This is a genomic window from Bacillus subtilis subsp. subtilis str. 168, from assembly GCF_000009045.1.
GTDB classification, from domain to species: domain Bacteria; phylum Bacillota; class Bacilli; order Bacillales; family Bacillaceae; genus Bacillus; species Bacillus subtilis.
Genome location: NC_000964.3, coordinates 545,020 through 561,487, shown reverse-complemented (window position 1 = coordinate 561,487; position 16,468 = coordinate 545,020). Strand labels below are relative to the sequence as shown.

Below are 16,468 nucleotides of genomic sequence, written 5' to 3'. Positions count from 1 at the left end.
CCTGTTAATGGTACTCCCCTAGCACGATTTTTACGCCACTACTGCTTGACCCTAAAATTCTAGGTGGCCTTTTGTATTTGGGAATTGTTTCAACAGCTTGTGCATTTTTATTGTGGAACCACGGCTTACAATTATTAAATGCCTCAAGTGGAGGCCTCTTTTTCTTTTTTCAGCCTCTGGTTGGAACCTTACTCGGATGGATTCTGCTTGGAGAACAAATAGGCGGGACATTTTGGATAGGTTCGTTTTTAATTCTGAGCGGTGTTTTATTAGTCATTAAAGAGAAAGAAAAAGAAGTGAAGTCATAACAAAAAAAAGCAAACTATTTTATATAGTTTGCTTTTCAATTAACCTTGTTCTTTCCCCTTTACTTCTTTATGTTCTGGTCTTCATTTATAATCTCTCCTTTCTTTATTTTTCTTCTCGCCTCAATACCCATTTGAAGGTTGTCAATTTCCCTGATAATAATGCCAATTTGGTGGCTAAATGTTTATCAACAAACCTTTTTCTGCTTGCAAGATAAGTGAAAATGCATCATTAAGTAAGTCGGCCGTTATCCATATCAAATCGGTAAAGAAATTAGAACTTAATCATGTGCTTTAAATATTTTTAGCTGACATTTCACGAATATCGTTCTTTCTTATCTACTCAAATCATTTCTGTAATGTCATTGAGCCAATGAAAAACTGCTCACACGGATCAATTGACCTTTTCCTGATTGGAAATCCGACACGTTCCCTATTGTTTTTGCTTGATCTGTTTTTTCAAAAAAGTTATTGACATCAAAAATTCGATCATGTTATTATTAAAATTTTGATATTACACCTCCATATATGGTAATCTTAAGAAGGATACCATATATGGAGGTGGATGATATGTTTCAAATTGGCGATAACATTGTTTATCCAATGCACGGAGCAGGTATAATTGAAGCCATAGAAGAAAAAGAATTCTTAGAGGAAAAACAACAGTATTATGTCATAAGAATGTCAATCAGTAATATGACAGTTATGATTCCAACGAGTAAAATATTGAGTTCGAATATACGACCAGTTACCGATATACTTGCATTAAAACACATTATGCACATTTTTCAGCATGGAGAATCCGATAGGTTACTGCCATGGAAGCAAAGGTACAAAATAAACACGGACAAAATAAAAACAGGTGAAATACAAGAAGGTGCTGAAGTTGTACGTGATTTAATGCGTATGAAGAAAGAAAAAGCACTTAATGCAAGCGAAAAAAAAATGCTGGATAATGCATATGAATTTTTGATTAGTGAACTGGAAGTAATTAAAGGAATCACTGAAAAACAAATAAAAAGTTTTGGTTAGATACATCCCAAAAGATATTTCGGAATATTATGATGAAAAGCAAATCTTCTCCAACTTATGTTTAGAACATTAACGACCTCTTTTGTTATTCCTACATTCTAATCCATTTTTATTATTTACATTTCTTCTGCGAAGATTGAAGTTTTACCAAAAAACTCAATAAAATAGTCACTTTTTTTAGTATCCTGATTCACACTGGCACGGACAAGGAGCCGTAAGGATGGAAGAGAGGTAGGGCTTTCATTGTTTTAGGTATCTCTAAGTGATTATTTCCAGGAGAAAAAAACAATCGATCTCCTCATTATTTTTAAGAATTTCTTATATCCACTGCAACATTGAATAATAATTGTTTATCTTCTTCTCATAAAAGAGATATGCGAGTTGATAACATTTAGATGAAACCATTTTTATAATTCATCTAATCTTACTTAAATGAACGAACAGGTTAGTGAAAAAAAGAGTCAGTTATCTATATTTGAACAAAACATTAAATAATTTATATACATTCCGCATATTGTCAATCCAGTATGTTATACTGTAAACAAACCTTTGAAGTTTTAAATCTTTTTCTATTACCTTGTAGCATCTCCCTACTCGAACGTTGAGTAGGGTTTTTTATTGAGTATGATATAGACATAAAAAAACAGGCCCTATATAAAGAGCCTGTTTGTATAAACGATTGAAGATTAAGCTTTTTGAACGTTAGCAGCTTGAGCTCCACGAGCACCTTGCTCAACGTCAAACGATACTTTTTGACCTTCGTCTAAAGATTTGAATCCGTCACTTTGGATTGCAGAAAAGTGTACGAATACATCGTCTCCATTTTCGCGTTCGATAAAGCCAAAACCTTTTTCTGCATTAAACCATTTAACTGTACCTTGTTCCATTTTTGTTGCCTCCTAGTGTGTAACCACACAGTATATACTATCCTTGCCCAAAGTATCATCAAGACGAAAAGTCAATCTTCATACTATCCTTTACACCGAACAAAAATAATTCTTCTTTATTATATCAGGAATCGGAAATAACTGCAAATTAATATTGATGGCATTATTTGTTAAACTTGACCTCAAATCATCTTTCTTTGCTTTATTAGGAAATTCAACTCAATCGCAAAGCCCCCTATTCGGGAAAATCATTTCCAGCAAATTAATCAACAAATGGATTTCCATATTTATCACAAAAATGATAAAAACCATAACGATTCATATACATCATTTTCTCTATGTTCTCAGGAGTATCAAAATCAATCATCTCTAAAATTAAATTAGTAAATTCAATAGGGGCAGTTCCATTAGCAGTAACCAAATTTTTATCTCTTACTGCTTGTTTCTCTACAAAACTGCTAATCGGTTTATATTGTTTGTAATCTTTCCATAAGTAAACAAAATTACCTGTATGGCTATGATTATTCAGCAAACCATTCTTCGCCAAAAAATCCACTGCACCGCATATCGCTGCTATTGGAATGTTTTTTTGAAATGCAGTTTTTACAAAATGTAATAGTTTTTTATTGTCATTACTCCAGGAATCCCCGCCAATCATAACTAGCAAATTAAAATTTGCAGGTTCTAACCCTATTATGTAATCGACAGATGTTTTAAAACCACCTATTGAGCTTACAATAGGGTCTAAAGAAACAGTGTGAACCGACCAATCTTCTCTTTGATTTAATGCAGATGCTAAGTAAACACCTTCCCAATCTGCATACTGGTCTAATATAAGAAATAACGCCTTTTTCACAACTATATACCGCCTTAGATTATAAGTTTTTTATTATCCAACCTTTTCGATTTGTTACGAAGAAAAAATACTCTATCTTCCGTACCTGCCCTTCCCCAACAATTTGGGGTCAGGTGAGTGCGATAAAGAGGAGTGTTCATCACATCCCTGTAATCTTTGAGTAACGTTTCCTCTTGCAACATTCATACGATAATATTTCATCAGAAAGCATTAAATCTCCTGTTCATGAAAATAATCAACGACTTCAATTGATTATATAAGCTGTAATCTCCAATTTGTTTCATTTTTCAAGGAATAATAAAGAAGGATACTACATAAGTAACATCCTTCTTTCCCAACTTTATGACTTTTAATTTGCTTGCTGTGCTTGTTTTACTGATTCTTTGCTAAAAAGTCCAACAATATTCCACAACACAATTACAGAAGCTATTATTAAACGAGTAGTACTGACTTCTTGGTTAGTAAATAATTTATAACCATATATTGATCCCAATGCTACTATACAAAAAACATTGAACCATTTACTCCAACGCAATTAAAAACTCCTTTTTAATTAATTACATCTCCATACAATCTGTATACATTTATTATAGTACCAGTATTTTATTGAAAATATATAAAATTTTTCAATATCTAATCTTAAACCTTTCTTAACTGATCCTACAAATCATTACTTTCACACTTGTTACGTTGGCAAAATAAAAAGAAGACTACACGTTGTAACACCCTTTTTTATGCTTTGACTTCCATATAAACTTTTGAGCTTGGCATCAACCGTCCGGCTAATATCTTATTATTTAGAATGTGTAGCGATACATAGAAAAACTAAATTAGCAAGAAAAAAACATGTTATATCAAAATTGAACCAAGTTTTTTCCAAGATTCCTCAGACGAGGGATTTTACTTCTGTATAACAAAAAATCACTTTGTCCTTTATAAAGACAAAGTGATTTTAAAATTAGCTATTAGGTAAATCTACTTTTGCAGGAGTACTTGTCCAAGGTTTGCCCATTTTCTTTTTATGAGCTTTATCTTCAAAAAATTGAACTGTAGCATACTGATACCAACTATCAGTCATTGCTCCTTTTTCGTATAAATCATATTTATAATACGCATCAGGGATTTGTTCTTTTGCCCAATAAGAGAATAAAATAGTGGCAGCCTTACTCCCCCATCCCAAGCCAGGGACAATACCGACTAATGACATTGTAACTGATAACGCATTTTTAGCTGCTTTTGTATGCCCAGATAAAGTCCCCACATAATGGTATCCCTTTTTAGGTTTTGCAGCCTGTGTTGTGAATTCATTTGATTTCAAATTATTGTTTTCATAATTTGTTCTTTTAGCAACATTTTCATCATACTCAAAGTTTAAACCTTTTTGTTCTATGCCATCGACTTTTACAGTATGATTATTTCCGTTCATCTGAACTTTGTGAGTTTCATTTCCACTCACATACTCAATTTCAACTAATTTCCCGTTCGATGAAATCTTTTCACTTTTCATTTTGTAATGTAGAGCTAGTTCTTCGTAAGAAGGGGTTGTCTTAGAGTCCTCCTTTGCAGAAGCGTAACCTGCAGGTAAAAGTGAGCCTAAAGTCAATGATGCAGCCATAACACAAGTAATAACTCTTTTCTTTCTCAATTGAAATCCTCCTTGTGTTACACCTTAAGAATCTGAATTACTAAATACTTGCTTAATTTTATAAGCAATAACAGCGAGGTATAAAATTGCAACAAACACTAAAACTCCAGTGCCATAATCAGTTTTTGCAACTAGAAAAAGACTTAACACACCGAAAATAATGTACATAACAATATCAAAGATATTTTTCTTGTTGTTCATATAAACTCCCCCGTTTAGCAATTGATTCCAGGTGCATATTTGATTGCAGCCCCAGTGTATTAAACACTTACAATTTTGTCCAATTGAAACTCTCTGGCAATATTACTTTAATCATATCGCAAAATAATTTTTTGAATTATTTTCAGCACACCTACTCTAACATGATTCTTTTTTGATTTACATAAAAAATCGAAAAATTGAGTCATTTTTCCTTGGAGAATAAGTGTGTAAATCTTAAAAAGGACTATTCATTCATTTTGAAAATTAGAGATACATACGCTAATCATTTTATTTTCATTAAAATCCTTTTCGTGTTTGTTAATAATATGGAGAGGTGATGAAAACAAAAAGAAAACAGTTAGACCAAAATTGACTGAACTTAATGCCACAAGAACACCGTACAATAATAAAAGTGATAAATAATTATCTCTTCCGTTCATTACATGCTCTCTGAATCCCAAATAATTGTGTAGTTATACACATGCCACTAATGCCATGTCAACTCCTTACTATAATAAATAGAAAAAGGAGGTTCCGGTAAAGTAATGTCTACTTAGGTTCTTCAAAGACAGTTATATAAGCTTATGCTTTTTCCTGAATCCTTCTAAAATACCAAATAACTACTGGAATGAGTAACAATGATAAAACGGCTCCAGAAATTGATAGTATTGTATAACTAGAATGTGCAACAACCATTCCTGACAAGGCTCCACCTGCTGCTCCTGATAGTGCTAATAAAACATCGAATGTTCCCTGTGTTTTTGCACGTAGAGATGGATGTGTTGAATCTATAATAAGGGCAGTTCCCGTTAGTAAACCAAAGTTCCAACCTACCCCTAGTAATACTAGTGCTAGGATTAGCAATGATAATGAGTCTGCCGGTGCAATAGCTGCCACCAACCCAGCGGCAAGAAGTGTGGCACCTGAAGCAATAGCCATAGTTGTGCGACCAAACTTATCTACTAATAAACCAGTCAATGGTGAAGGAAGATACATCGCTGCAATATGGAGTCCTATAACTAATCCCACTTCGCTTAAACCATGACCGTGATGACCCATGTGAACCGGTGTCATTGTCATAATAGCTGTCATGATTAGTTGAGCTAAAATCATAATGACAGCTCCTACCATTATTCCTTTTTTGTCTATAGCAGGATTTTTTAGACTTCCTCCTATTTGTACTTTATCGTCTTTTTTCTCAGCATTCGCAATAGCTGTTGATACAAACAGCGGATCTGGACGAAGAAAAATTAAGAGAATAATTCCAGCAATTATAAAAGCTGCTCCTGACATAATAAACGGACCAGCTAAATTGGGAACACCAATTGAATCTGCAAATTCCCCCATTGTATTAACTAAGTTAGGACCTACTACAGCTCCTAAAGTAGTAGAAACTAAGGCCATACTTGCAGCAGTTGCCCGTTGTTTCTCATTTGCAAGGTCTGTCCCAGCATACCGAACTTGAAGATTAGAAGCCATACCTGCTCCATAAATAAGAAGAGAAACAAATAATAGGGCAACGCTGTTAATTAAAGCCGCGATTATCACACCTATAGCACCTAATCCGCCTATAAGGAAACCACCTGCAAGTCCAGCTCTGCGACCAAAACGTTGTGAGGATGCTCCTATAAGCAGGGCAGCTACGGCAGATCCAAAAGTAAAGAGGGCAGTTGGAATTCCTGCTACATTTTCCGATCCTATCATATCTTGTGCAAGAAGCGCCCCAACTGTTATCCCAGCTCCAAGTCCTGCTCCCCCAAATATTTGTGAAAAAATCAAGATTTTTAATGTTTTTTTATAAAGTTGGTTTTGTTTTTCTGGTGAATCAATATAACCTTGTAACCAAAGAGGCTGCTGTGTTGATATATTTGTATCTTTTTTTGTCATTACCATGAATTCTACCTCCTAACGACACATCTTTGTTGCTTTTCAAGTTTTTTTGTCATCATTGGAACATTCCATTTTTGTTATTCCGTATATTTAGGATTTTCGATATATTTAAAATTTAAAATATTCATTATTAGAAGAAGCTCATGATTAGTTTTTATAATTATGAGCTTCTTCTATTTATTTGTCGGTGTTCATATTAAAATGTGTAAGACTCGCCATCTTCTGGCACTAAAATATTACTTGAGAATCCTTTTTCTTTACTAAAGTTTTTTAATTCTTCTCTAGATAGTGTCCAATGGTTAACAGCTTCCATATGAACAGATATAATCTTAGCATGAGGAGCAGCCTTGTGAACTTCATAGATGTCTTCTTTTCCCATGATGAGTGAACCTAAATCTAATCTTTGATTGTCTCCACCATTAACCACAATGATTTCTGGTTGATGTGTATGAATCTCGTCTTCGATAGCATCATACCAAACTGTATCCCCAGCTACATATAAAACTTTTTCACTTGGGTGCTTGAATACTAATCCACAAACATCACCCATTAAGTTTAATAACTCTTCCCCTCTGCCATGTTCACCTTTTGTTTTTACTAATTGGATCCCTTCAAAAACAGTGTCTTGATGTAGCACTTCTACATTTTTGAAACCACTTGCTTTTACTTCTTTTGCATCTGCTTCATTTTGAACAAACATTTTGATGTTTTTTGGCAATACGTTTTTTGCCACATCATCAAAGTGATCTAGGTGTAGATGAGTAACAATTACCGCATCTACGCCATCCAGAATGTTATCAATTGATGTTGGCAAACTCACCAAAGGATTAAATAAATCTTGTCTGATCGTTTCAGGGAAAGTAGCGTACGTACCTTTCTCTGCTAACATAGGATCTATCAAAAATTTTTTATTTGCGTATTTTACAACAATTGTTGCATTTCGAATTTGTGTAATATTCATATTTACAACTCACTTTCTTTTTTTATTTGTCTTAGATCGACAGAGTTAAGTGTATAATATCAGCAGTGTTCGAATACATAGATAAAAAAAAGTGTTTTAACTCTTTGACTTTATTTTCGAAAGGAATTAACGTTCAAATAGATCAAACAGATAAAAAATTATAGAGAAATTATGTATAATAGCCGAATTCAATGAAAGATCTGGGAGAGAGTACATTTAACATGCCCAGCAGCTACAGCTAGAGTAGAGAAATTAGAAGAGAATGGAGTTATTGAGGGATCTAACATTAAAGTAAATCAAGCAATTAGGTGCTTTATGTAAACCTTCATCAATATCTATATTTATGGCAAAAACAATCCCTGTATATGGTCTTACTATGGATCAAAAACAGGACATCTTGATCTTTTATCAGATGGGAATAATGATACTGAAAAACAATAAAAGATAATGAATAAAGGATGTCCAGAAGTATTTTTCTGAACATCCTTTTTTAAGTTGTTGAATCATCTTTCTTGTGAAAAGAAAGACGTTATGTTCGCGCAGGAAATTCTTTTATTTTAAAAATGCCTCTGTGGTTTTTACTGTTGCATAGACACCATTTAATGCGGCCATAAATGCGTAATGGACATGCTCAGCAGGAACGATTTTATCTTCAATTTGCAATGTTGTTGTTGCGCAAGCATCTTCTACCACTTGGCATACATAACCATGTTCAACTGCAGAACGAACTGTTGCATCAATACACATATGGGACATCATACCGCAAACAACTAATTCTTTAACCCCTTCTTCTTGTAGCTTTCCATTTAAATCTGTATTGAAAAAGCTATTCGGCATATGTTTTACAATGACTGTCTCTTTCTCTAATGGACGTACTGACTCATGAATTTCGACACCTTCTGTATTTGGATGGAAAAAATGAGCGATGTTACCTTCTGTGATATGCTGTACATGAAAGACAGGTGCGCCTGTGTTTCTAAAGTGTGAAAGTAGTTTAGCCGCATTTTGTGCTGCTTTCTCTGGGTTTGTTAAAGCCATCTTCCCATTTGGAAAGTAATCATTTTGAATATCAATCACTAATAAAGCTGTTGTCATTTTTTCACCTCTTAAAATTTTTATACTGTATAAGGATATATAATTTCCATTGAATTTTCGATGGTCTCATGAAATACTATTTTGTAAAACTTTTTCACTGTGAAAGGAGTTACTATGCAAATTGATTCAATTGATTTTCAAATTCTCCAATTATTAAATAAAAATGCTCGGATACAATGGAAAGAAATCGGTGAAAAAATTCATATGACAGGACAAGCGGTAGGCAATCGCATCAAAAAAATGGAGGATAACGGTATCATTAAAGCATATTCGATTGTGGTTGATGAATTGAAGATGGGGTTTTCTTTTACAGCCTTTGTCTTCTTTTTCATGAATGCATATATGCATGATGATTTATTGAAATTTATTGCTACTCGTAATGAAATTAGCGAAGCTCATCGTGTTTCGGGAGATGCATGTTATCTTCTGAAGGTAACGGTTCATTCACAAGAAGTTTTAAATCACCTTCTGAATGATTTATTGAAGTATGGAAACTATCAGCTTTATTTGTCTATTAAGGAAGTAAAAAAGCATTATAATACTTCATTAATGTCTGATGAATAATGCGCTTGTTATTATAATGTATAAAAAGGCCCCAGCTTGGTAAATTCCATATCCAACCTAGGGCTTTTTTAGAGCATATATATCATGTTATATGACCGCACATCTCCGTTTTATAAAGTTAACTATTTACCAATAACAATCGACACTTTATAGTTTGCATGTTTATTTAAGTCATTTAAAAATTGATCTAATACCTCGTTTGAAGGAAATTTACATTCAAGCAAATAGCAACCGTCTCCACTAACTTTATAATTGTTTATTACATAGTTATCTTGTGTTTCTATAAAAGCTAAATAGGGTTGATGATGGATTTTTTCGATATAAATATTAAGAAAAGCATGTATAGAGAAGCCTAATTTCACTTGATTCACTTCGATACTACATCCTTTTATTATGCCATTGTCTATTAACTTTACTACTCTTGATGCGGTTGCTGGTGCAGTGAGATGTACTTTTTCCCCTAATTTTTTCATTGTAAGGCGACTATTTTTAGACAGCTCATCAAGTATTTTTTTATCTATTTCATCAATCATTTTCTTGTATCCTTTCTGAAAAATAAGATGTATTTTACATATTTTGTTCACTGAACATTTTTTTATGTTTGCTTAAAACTTTAAAAGTAAAGTGAAATTGTGAAATAACTTTATTTTGCCTATGTATTGATCGTTTGAGAAAGTATATATTTATTTGCATGCAAATCAAAGAGGAATGGACACCATTTAATATGAAACAATTTTTCAAAATGTTTTTTCCATTGATCTTGTATAAGTTCATTATTTTAGAGGTGAAATTATGAAAAAATTTGATATATCTGTTTTATCAGTTGCTCCATTAAGACAAGGAGAAACAATGAAACAAGGGATTGATTCTGCAGTGTCATTAGCTAAAGCTGTAGATAATATGGGCTATAAACGGATTTGGTTTGCAGAGCATCATAATCACGACGCTTATGCAAGTGCAGCAACCGTATCAATTGTACAACATATATTAGCAAATACAAAAGACATTCGCGTAGGTTCAGGGGGTATTATGTTGCCAAATCATTCCCCATTAATCGTAGCGGAGCAATTTGGAACACTTGAAACATTATATCCAAATCGTGTAGATTTGGCATTAGGACGCGCACCCGGAACGGATCAAAAAACGGCCGATGTGATTCGTCGTTCCAACCATAATGGAGTGTTTTTCTTTGAAAGAGAAGTAAATGATATTTTGCGTTTTGTCGGGGATAAGAGTGTACAGGGTGAGGTTCGCGCTTATCCGGGTATTGGAACGCATGTGCCTGTTTTTGTGTTAGGATCCTCAACGGATTCAGCGGAAATTGCTGCAAAGCTTGGTTTACCCTATGCATTTGGCGCTCAATTTTCACCCCATTCGATGGAAGAAGCGCTCTCTATTTATCGAGAAAATTTCCAACCGTCTTCTTATTTACAAGAACCTTATGTGATCGCTTGCATTAATGTGATTGCAGCAGAATCTATAGACGAGGCATCTTTTATTTCTGCAAGTCATTTGCAGGTGTATATTGATATTTATACAAATAATTTAAGTAAGCTTATTCCACCCACTGAAAACTTCCTAGAATCGTTATCACAGTTTGAATTAGAAATTCTCCACAGTCGACTGGGGTATACAATCATGGGTGATCGAGAAACAATTCGTCGCGAACTAATTGATTTCCAACAAATGTATCACGCAGATGAATTAATTGTGTTATCTAATATTTACGAATTGAGCAAGGAAATTCAGTCGTACGAGATTTTAAAACAGGTTGTGGATGAGTTGTTTAAAAAAAGAATGGAGCAACTTTAGAAATCGAGTCAGTTGTATTAGCTTATGTTCTCCTCAAGCGCGATTGTTGAACAAGAAAGAAAAGGGTGATACATATTAATCATGTATAATATGTATCACCCTTTAGTTTTTTTGAACGAATAGGACATGGTTCGTTTCTTTTACAATGAACGGATATCTTTTTCCTAATAAACAGAAGGAACCGCCGACCGTTTGGATGACTTACTTTAAGTAACTGGTGAGTTTTGGTGAGCAAGTCTTCTCCCATAGCCGTATTTTCCACACAAAAAAATAATACCAAAGGTGGTTAAACCCTTGGTATTATTGAGATGCGGCCGAGAGGACTTGAACCTCCACGGGTTATTCACCCACTAGGCCCTCAACCTAGTAAAATCATATCTTTATTTACAAAAGCCTTTATTTATAGCATTAAGTTATTTTATTTACACTGATTTTCATGATTTGTTATTTATTCTGGGCAGTAAATGGGCAGCAAACTCATAGTTCGCCCTTTTCAACAACTAAACTCTATAAACATACCACCATTGTTTGGTCGTTCTGATGTTTGCAGCTAATCTTCTTTCTAATAGTTTATTAAAATCCAGTACATTACGATCTCTTATCAGAATCATTTAGTAAGGCAGCTGCTACTTTTAAACTTTCATAATCATGCTCGTTTTTTTCGACTGTACCGTACGTTTTTAAAGATGATGTAACTGTCCCTATTAGTTTATCTGCTTTTTTATCTCCATCAGGAAGTTCATAAAGAACTTTTCTTATTGTATTTCTCCAAAAGGTTAGTTCTTTTTTATAATCGTTTAACTTAGCTAAGAGGAGGATTTGTTTTTTCTTCTCATGATATTTTATCCTATCAGTTTCCTCAAACGCTTGGTTCAAGGTCTTTCGCAGCTCCGATAATTCCTCGCTTTTCTTCTTTGATTTTTTATCAAGATCTTTTGCATTATCCTCAAATTCTTTGATTTCATTTTTCATTTTTGCATAATACTTATCCCATCTTTTGTTCATAATCAATGCTAGTATATTAAGCATTATAAAATAAATAGATGACGTAATTATAAGATTGATTAATTGTTTTTTTGCAGGATTAACAATCTGAGATTCATAATTTACAGAAATGTTATTTCCATTTTTATCAATTCTAATTTCCTTATCGTTTAACTTTTTTTGTGTTGTAATTAGCAACTGAACGCTATTATTTTCAACGATTTTCGCAATCTCAAAAGTGGAATTACTTTCAACTCCTATATTGTTCTTATCTGATTTTACATTTATAGGCTCATTTGAACTAATTTGTTTTACATCTAGTTTTTGCGGAAAAGTTATTCTTAATTCCTTAATATCATGATAGGGACTTATATTTATTGGCGTGATATACTGACCGGAAACTTTTGTAGGTTGTCCAATACTAACTGTCGAAGTACCATTGTAATAAGACCCAACCCAACTAATGATAAAAGTGATGATTGTTGGTATTAGTATAGTCCAAATGTATTCTGTGACTTTTTCTTTTTTAAACATATTTTCCCCCACCTAGCTTGCCTTTATATAATCTACTTTTTAAACAAAAAAATAAAATTTAATATAATTTCTTTCTGATAGTTAGTTCACTTTTTATAAATAAAAGAAAAAGCTTAACCTTCGAAAAAAGATTAAGCTTTTTTCCTCTTTTCCAATTATCTAAGCTATGCCCCTACCCGATCTGCAGCAACTTTAATTTCAGTATTATGATCACTTTGCAAATAAGTTATTGAAAATACACTACTTAAAATCACTGCTGCCAATAGAATCCGGCTGATTTTCATCAATAATCTCCCCTTTTTTAATTTTTCGTCTTGCTTCAATACTCATACGATAATATTCATTAGAGAGCATTAAATTTCCTTGTTCATGAAAATAATCAGCGACTTCAATCGAAAAATTTTCAACATCAGCAAACATTTTTCTCGAAGCCAGATATGAAAATGCATTCTTTATTAATTGAGTCTCACCATCAGAAAAAAATAATCCCTCTAATATTTTGAATTTCGCTGAGTATTCCTTATCATCACTTTTATCGGCAATAAATCGCCCTTTCCTAAAGTATATCAAAGCAACATTATAATTTTGTTGTTTTGCTTCTACATAGGTTAGAGTGAATAAAGTCTTTGTTAAGAAACTATGTTTTGATTTTTCAAAAATTTCTAACGCTAAAATTAAATGTTGTGAAGCCTTCTTATATTCTTTCAATTCATCATAACAAATCCCAATATTCATATGTGACATTGCAATTAAATGCTCTATGTTACTTTCCTTGGAAATTTCCAAAGACTTCAAAAATTGTTCCAAGGCTCTTTCATATTCCAATGAATCGATCAAGTTTCCTGCTACAATAAATTGACAACGCACAGTCTGGACAGCATATTCTTCATACTCTCTAAATATTTTGAGTGCACGATTTGCATAATTCATGGAGAAGTATGTTTGTTTCATATAATAATATACATAGGACACTTTGAAAAAAAACTCTGCTTTCTCTATTTCATCCTCAACTTCTGACAACTTTGATTCAGCTATTCGATAAGCACTTATCGCTGAAATTAATTCTTTACGCCTAAACTCGTACATACCCTTAAAAAAGTAAAAATAGTATTCCAACATGCCAGTTAATTGCCCTTGCTTCTCAATTTCTTTTATAGTCTCATAAGCATTATTGAGATCTTCTATTTCCTTAGATTTCATATAACTCAGCATTATCTCATGTCTAAATTCTAATAGTTGATAATATAACAGGGCATCTTGATTTTCTTCCATGTTTAACAATTCTTTCTCTACTTCTGTTTTTATAATCTCGGCTTGCTCAACTTGATCATTTTTTATTGATGTATACCATTCATTTAACTTTTTCGTGACTAAGTCGTACGGAATTTTATCTTTATCTAAGAAAACACCCCGCAAGAAAATTCCCCCATCCTTACATAAAATTGTGCGAATTTTTACATTAATTGTATTATGTCAGAATAACCTTTATTTTACAAAGATGAATTGCAAAAAGGTACCTTATATCTATTCCTTTGCGGTTTTTTTTCGGTCATAGCAATTCTTTTGCGACTTGACAGTAACATTGCAAACAAAAAAAAGAAAAACTCTATTCCTCCTTCTTTCTTTTATTTTTTTATGAATTACCCAAACAATCCAGACTGCTTTAAAATAAGTAGTTAGAATAGGAGTCTATGTTATATAATTAGATATGAAATGTTTACAAACAATGGATTAAATTAGGTCGGAGGAAATCTAATGGACACATTAAAAAAATTAAAATTTGAGGCTAATGGAATTATAGGAGTACTTCTAGATTACTCTCGCGAGCCTGTACTCACAAATATTATTGATCAATTTCGAACATCTCTTGAATCAAATGATATTGAGTTAATTCGTTATTCACTAGAACAACTTAAGACTTGGTATGCACGAAACCGCAATGAAATATATAAAAATGAATTTGTTTTTAATGAGTTTGAACATCATGAAACAGAAAATAAAATAAAAAAATTTTTAGATGAATTGCCTGTAGTAGATGAGACTGAAAAAAGCAGCATAACTCACTTTTCAAGTGATCAAAATAGAGAATTAGAGAAAAAAATATTTATTAGCCACTCCTCAAAAGACAAAATTGTATGTAATGCTTTCGTTGAATTACTAGAGGATATAGGAGTGTCTTCTGAAGATATAATATACACTTCTTCACCTTATCATGGTATTCCTGGAGATGAAGATATTTTCGAATATCTAAAAAAACATCTTTTTAAGGGTGCATATGTCTTTTATATGTTATCCGATAATTACTATGATAGCGTATACTGCCTTAATGAAATGGGGGCTACTTGGGTGAATAGCAATAACTGCTCTACTTTCATCCTCCCTGGTTTTAAGGGCGAAATAAAAGGAGTAATTGATAAAAATAAAAAAGCATTCTCCTTGGAGGAACCAATAGACTTATTTAATTTAAAAGAAAAAATACTCCGTATGTATGATCTCACATTAGAAGATAAAAAATGGGAAAGGATAAAGGCTAAATTTAATACGAAATTAAAATAACTTAAATGCCACTGCTAGTAGCACCAATAGTGTAAAAACAACTTTTACCCATAAATCTATTCTTAGAAGACATATTTGATTTAGTTTCCAACTTATAAACCTTATAATTTTCATTCTTAATTAGCTAAGTTCTTACCCTATCTCTGTTTTACCAATGTCAATAAAACTAAAAGAGGAGTAAACACACGGTTTACTCCTCTAACTCTGTCTCTTCTCCTTTTACTTCTTCATAGTCTGGTGTTTTCTTTGATAACCCCAGACGATCATTTTCCCCATTCCCCGGCATATCAGTCATCTTTTCATATTTATCTCCAAATTTTTCATAATACTTAAATGTTGTTAATTCACGTGAAGAGTTATCCGGCATATAAAATGCAAACTGAATATATTTGCCCCCTTCATAGACTCTAACAATCGCATTCTCTCTTTTAATATTTATCTCTGTGTCATTTCCTTTATGCTCTTTATATTGGCTAATTACATCATCAATCGCATCATCATACTTGCTTCCACCACATGCAGTTAAAACAAACATCATCATCAAACTAAGGAAAATAAAAAGGTTTTTCAAAATAAACATTACCTCCTTTTTCAATATTTAGTATAAACAAACAAATTGATCTTTTCCACCTTTTATCCATTTCCCTTAACCTGCACATTATCGACTAACCAACCATCCTTTTCTTTTTTCATAGTCGTTTGTACAATTAACACTTGATTCGTAGTGACTGAATTTGCAGTTGTGGCGACTTCAACAATGTTTAAAAACAATTCATGAGACTCATCTAACGGCTTTGAATAACTCTCTAGTGATAGTAATTCACTTTGCACGCTGACTGTGTGCTTTTGATCAGAACGAGAAGGGAATGCATAATCAAACCCTTTTCCAGTTGTGTGCTTCTTAACTGTTTCATATCGTATATCTATGTCGGAGTAATTAAAAAACGCTTCAAAAAATGCCTTATTTTCCGAAGCGCTACTTGTTGATTCTATATGGTTCAATTCCTTAATTTTTTCGCTCAAAACTTCATTTTTATCTTTTAACTTTTCAATCTTATACGTTTGCTGTCCAATCGTGAAAAATCCAGTTAACATGACTAATAATAAACAAGCTGAAGCCCATGCAATATGTGTTTTCATATTTTC

Annotated in this window: 19 protein-coding genes and 1 other RNA gene; 6 read left to right on the top strand and 14 right to left on the bottom strand. The window is 32.8% G+C overall.

Features of this window, described 5'->3' with window-relative positions; translation table 11 throughout:
• Window positions 1-71: 71 nt before the first annotated feature.
• From ydzE to sncZ, 3 genes are all read left to right on the top strand, one after another.
• Window positions 72-308 (top strand): putative permease, encoded by a 237-nt coding sequence (gene ydzE / locus BSU_05140; RefSeq protein ID NP_388395.1) that lies wholly within the window; start codon window positions 72-74, stop codon window positions 306-308.
• A gap of 567 nt (window positions 309-875) precedes the next feature.
• Entirely contained in the window at window positions 876-1,337 is a 462-nt protein-coding gene (gene cdnL / locus BSU_05130) for a transcriptional regulator for repair and outgrowth of heat damaged spores (protein ID NP_388394.1), read from the top strand.
• A gap of 540 nt (window positions 1,338-1,877) precedes the next feature.
• Window positions 1,878-1,956, top strand: an RNA gene (gene sncZ / locus BSU_misc_RNA_66) — putative small conserved untranslated RNA.
• 67 nt (window positions 1,957-2,023) lie between these two features.
• Here the strand turns inward: sncZ and cspC are convergent.
• From cspC to yddQ, 8 genes are all read right to left on the bottom strand, one after another.
• Window positions 2,024-2,224 carry a cold-shock protein gene (cspC, locus tag BSU_05120; RefSeq protein NP_388393.1) on the bottom strand — a complete coding sequence of 67 codons (201 nt, stop codon included), beginning with the start codon at window positions 2,222-2,224 and terminating at the stop codon, window positions 2,024-2,026.
• A gap of 262 nt (window positions 2,225-2,486) precedes the next feature.
• On the bottom strand, window positions 2,487-3,080 hold the full coding sequence (gene sufLC / locus BSU_05110; protein NP_388392.1) for a glyoxalase III homolog, deglycase: 594 nt from the start codon (window positions 3,078-3,080) through the stop codon (window positions 2,487-2,489).
• 349 nt (window positions 3,081-3,429) lie between these two features.
• Window positions 3,430-3,615: a hypothetical protein gene (gene ydzN, locus BSU_05109; RefSeq protein ID YP_003097683.1), complete on the bottom strand. Its 186-nt coding sequence runs from the start codon at window positions 3,613-3,615 to the stop codon at window positions 3,430-3,432.
• Window positions 3,616-4,038: 423 nt separating this feature from the next.
• Window positions 4,039-4,725, bottom strand: coding sequence for a putative exported phage protein (gene yddT / locus BSU_05100; RefSeq protein NP_388391.1), 687 nt, complete (start codon window positions 4,723-4,725; stop codon window positions 4,039-4,041).
• 24 nt (window positions 4,726-4,749) lie between these two features.
• Window positions 4,750-4,926, bottom strand: a complete 177-nt coding sequence (ydzM, locus tag BSU_05099) for a conserved phage protein of unknown function (RefSeq protein ID YP_003097682.1) — start codon at window positions 4,924-4,926, stop codon at window positions 4,750-4,752.
• A gap of 582 nt (window positions 4,927-5,508) precedes the next feature.
• Entirely contained in the window at window positions 5,509-6,819 is a 1,311-nt protein-coding gene (yddS, locus tag BSU_05090) for a putative permease (protein ID NP_388390.1), read from the bottom strand.
• A gap of 193 nt (window positions 6,820-7,012) precedes the next feature.
• Window positions 7,013-7,777, bottom strand: a complete 765-nt coding sequence (gene yddR, locus BSU_05080; protein NP_388389.1) for a putative metal-dependent hydrolase — start codon at window positions 7,775-7,777, stop codon at window positions 7,013-7,015.
• 552 nt (window positions 7,778-8,329) lie between these two features.
• Window positions 8,330-8,872: a putative hydrolase gene (gene yddQ, locus BSU_05070; protein NP_388388.1), complete on the bottom strand. Its 543-nt coding sequence runs from the start codon at window positions 8,870-8,872 to the stop codon at window positions 8,330-8,332.
• Window positions 8,873-8,986: 114 nt separating this feature from the next.
• On the opposite strand from yddQ, the gene lrpB reads away from it, so the two are divergent.
• Entirely contained in the window at window positions 8,987-9,436 is a 450-nt protein-coding gene (gene lrpB, locus BSU_05060; protein NP_388387.1) for a transcriptional regulator (Lrp/AsnC family), read from the top strand.
• Between the two features lie 122 nt (window positions 9,437-9,558).
• On the opposite strand, the gene lrpA is transcribed toward lrpB, so the two are convergent.
• The gene (lrpA, locus tag BSU_05050; protein NP_388386.1) at window positions 9,559-9,969 is read right to left on the bottom strand and encodes a transcriptional regulator (Lrp/AsnC family); all 411 of its coding nucleotides are present in this window, start codon (window positions 9,967-9,969) and stop codon (window positions 9,559-9,561) included.
• Between the two features lie 259 nt (window positions 9,970-10,228).
• On the opposite strand from lrpA, the gene yddN reads away from it, so the two are divergent.
• A complete protein-coding gene (gene yddN / locus BSU_05040) occupies window positions 10,229-11,248 on the top strand; it encodes a putative alkanal monooxygenase (protein NP_388385.1) in 1,020 nt (339 codons plus the stop codon).
• A gap of 588 nt (window positions 11,249-11,836) precedes the next feature.
• Here the strand turns inward: yddN and yddM are convergent.
• The 3 genes from yddM to rapI form a co-directional block, all read right to left on the bottom strand.
• A complete protein-coding gene (gene yddM, locus BSU_05030) occupies window positions 11,837-12,778 on the bottom strand; it encodes an ICEBs1 mobile element: putative helicase (RefSeq protein ID NP_388384.1) in 942 nt (313 codons plus the stop codon).
• A gap of 152 nt (window positions 12,779-12,930) precedes the next feature.
• Window positions 12,931-13,050: an ICEBs1 mobile element: secreted regulator of the activity of phosphatase RapI gene (phrI, locus tag BSU_05020; protein NP_388383.1), complete on the bottom strand. Its 120-nt coding sequence runs from the start codon at window positions 13,048-13,050 to the stop codon at window positions 12,931-12,933.
• On the bottom strand, window positions 13,007-14,182 hold the full coding sequence (rapI, locus tag BSU_05010; RefSeq protein ID NP_388382.1) for an ICEBs1 mobile element: response regulator aspartate phosphatase: 1,176 nt from the start codon (window positions 14,180-14,182) through the stop codon (window positions 13,007-13,009). Before rapI ends, phrI begins: the two co-directional genes overlap by 44 nt.
• A 339-nt stretch (window positions 14,183-14,521) precedes the next feature.
• On the opposite strand from rapI, the gene yddK reads away from it, so the two are divergent.
• Window positions 14,522-15,322, top strand: a complete 801-nt coding sequence (gene yddK / locus BSU_05000) for an ICEBs1 mobile element: conserved protein of unknown function (RefSeq protein NP_388381.1) — start codon at window positions 14,522-14,524, stop codon at window positions 15,320-15,322.
• A 190-nt stretch (window positions 15,323-15,512) separates the two neighbouring features.
• Here the strand turns inward: yddK and yddJ are convergent, their stop codons facing one another.
• Both yddJ and yddI read right to left on the bottom strand, forming a co-directional pair.
• Entirely contained in the window at window positions 15,513-15,893 is a 381-nt protein-coding gene (gene yddJ / locus BSU_04990; protein ID NP_388380.1) for an ICEBs1 mobile element: putative lipoprotein of unknown function, read from the bottom strand.
• Window positions 15,894-15,955: 62 nt separating this feature from the next.
• Window positions 15,956-16,462, bottom strand: coding sequence for an ICEBs1 mobile element: conserved protein of unknown function (gene yddI, locus BSU_04980; RefSeq protein ID NP_388379.1), 507 nt, complete (start codon window positions 16,460-16,462; stop codon window positions 15,956-15,958).
• Window positions 16,463-16,468 lie beyond the last annotated feature (6 nt).

Excerpts from the sequence above, each read along its gene's own strand:
- cdnL (NP_388394.1), top strand. The coding sequence starts at position 876 with ATGTTTCAAATTGGCGATAACATTGTTTATCCAATGCACGGAGCAGGT.
- cspC (NP_388393.1), bottom strand. The coding sequence starts at position 2,224 with ATGGAACAAGGTACAGTTAAATGGTTTAATGCAGAAAAAGGTTTTGGC.
- ydzM (YP_003097682.1), bottom strand. The coding sequence starts at position 4,926 with ATGAACAACAAGAAAAATATCTTTGATATTGTTATGTACATTATTTTC.
- yddS (NP_388390.1), bottom strand. The coding sequence starts at position 6,819 with ATGGTAATGACAAAAAAAGATACAAATATATCAACACAGCAGCCTCTT.
- yddR (NP_388389.1), bottom strand. The coding sequence starts at position 7,777 with ATGAATATTACACAAATTCGAAATGCAACAATTGTTGTAAAATACGCA.
- yddQ (NP_388388.1), bottom strand. The coding sequence starts at position 8,872 with ATGACAACAGCTTTATTAGTGATTGATATTCAAAATGATTACTTTCCA.
- lrpB (NP_388387.1), top strand. The coding sequence starts at position 8,987 with ATGCAAATTGATTCAATTGATTTTCAAATTCTCCAATTATTAAATAAA.
- lrpA (NP_388386.1), bottom strand. The coding sequence starts at position 9,969 with ATGATTGATGAAATAGATAAAAAAATACTTGATGAGCTGTCTAAAAAT.
- yddN (NP_388385.1), top strand. The coding sequence starts at position 10,229 with ATGAAAAAATTTGATATATCTGTTTTATCAGTTGCTCCATTAAGACAA.
- phrI (NP_388383.1), bottom strand. The coding sequence starts at position 13,050 with ATGAAAATCAGCCGGATTCTATTGGCAGCAGTGATTTTAAGTAGTGTA.
- yddK (NP_388381.1), top strand. The coding sequence starts at position 14,522 with ATGGACACATTAAAAAAATTAAAATTTGAGGCTAATGGAATTATAGGA.
- yddI (NP_388379.1), bottom strand. The coding sequence starts at position 16,462 with ATGAAAACACATATTGCATGGGCTTCAGCTTGTTTATTATTAGTCATG.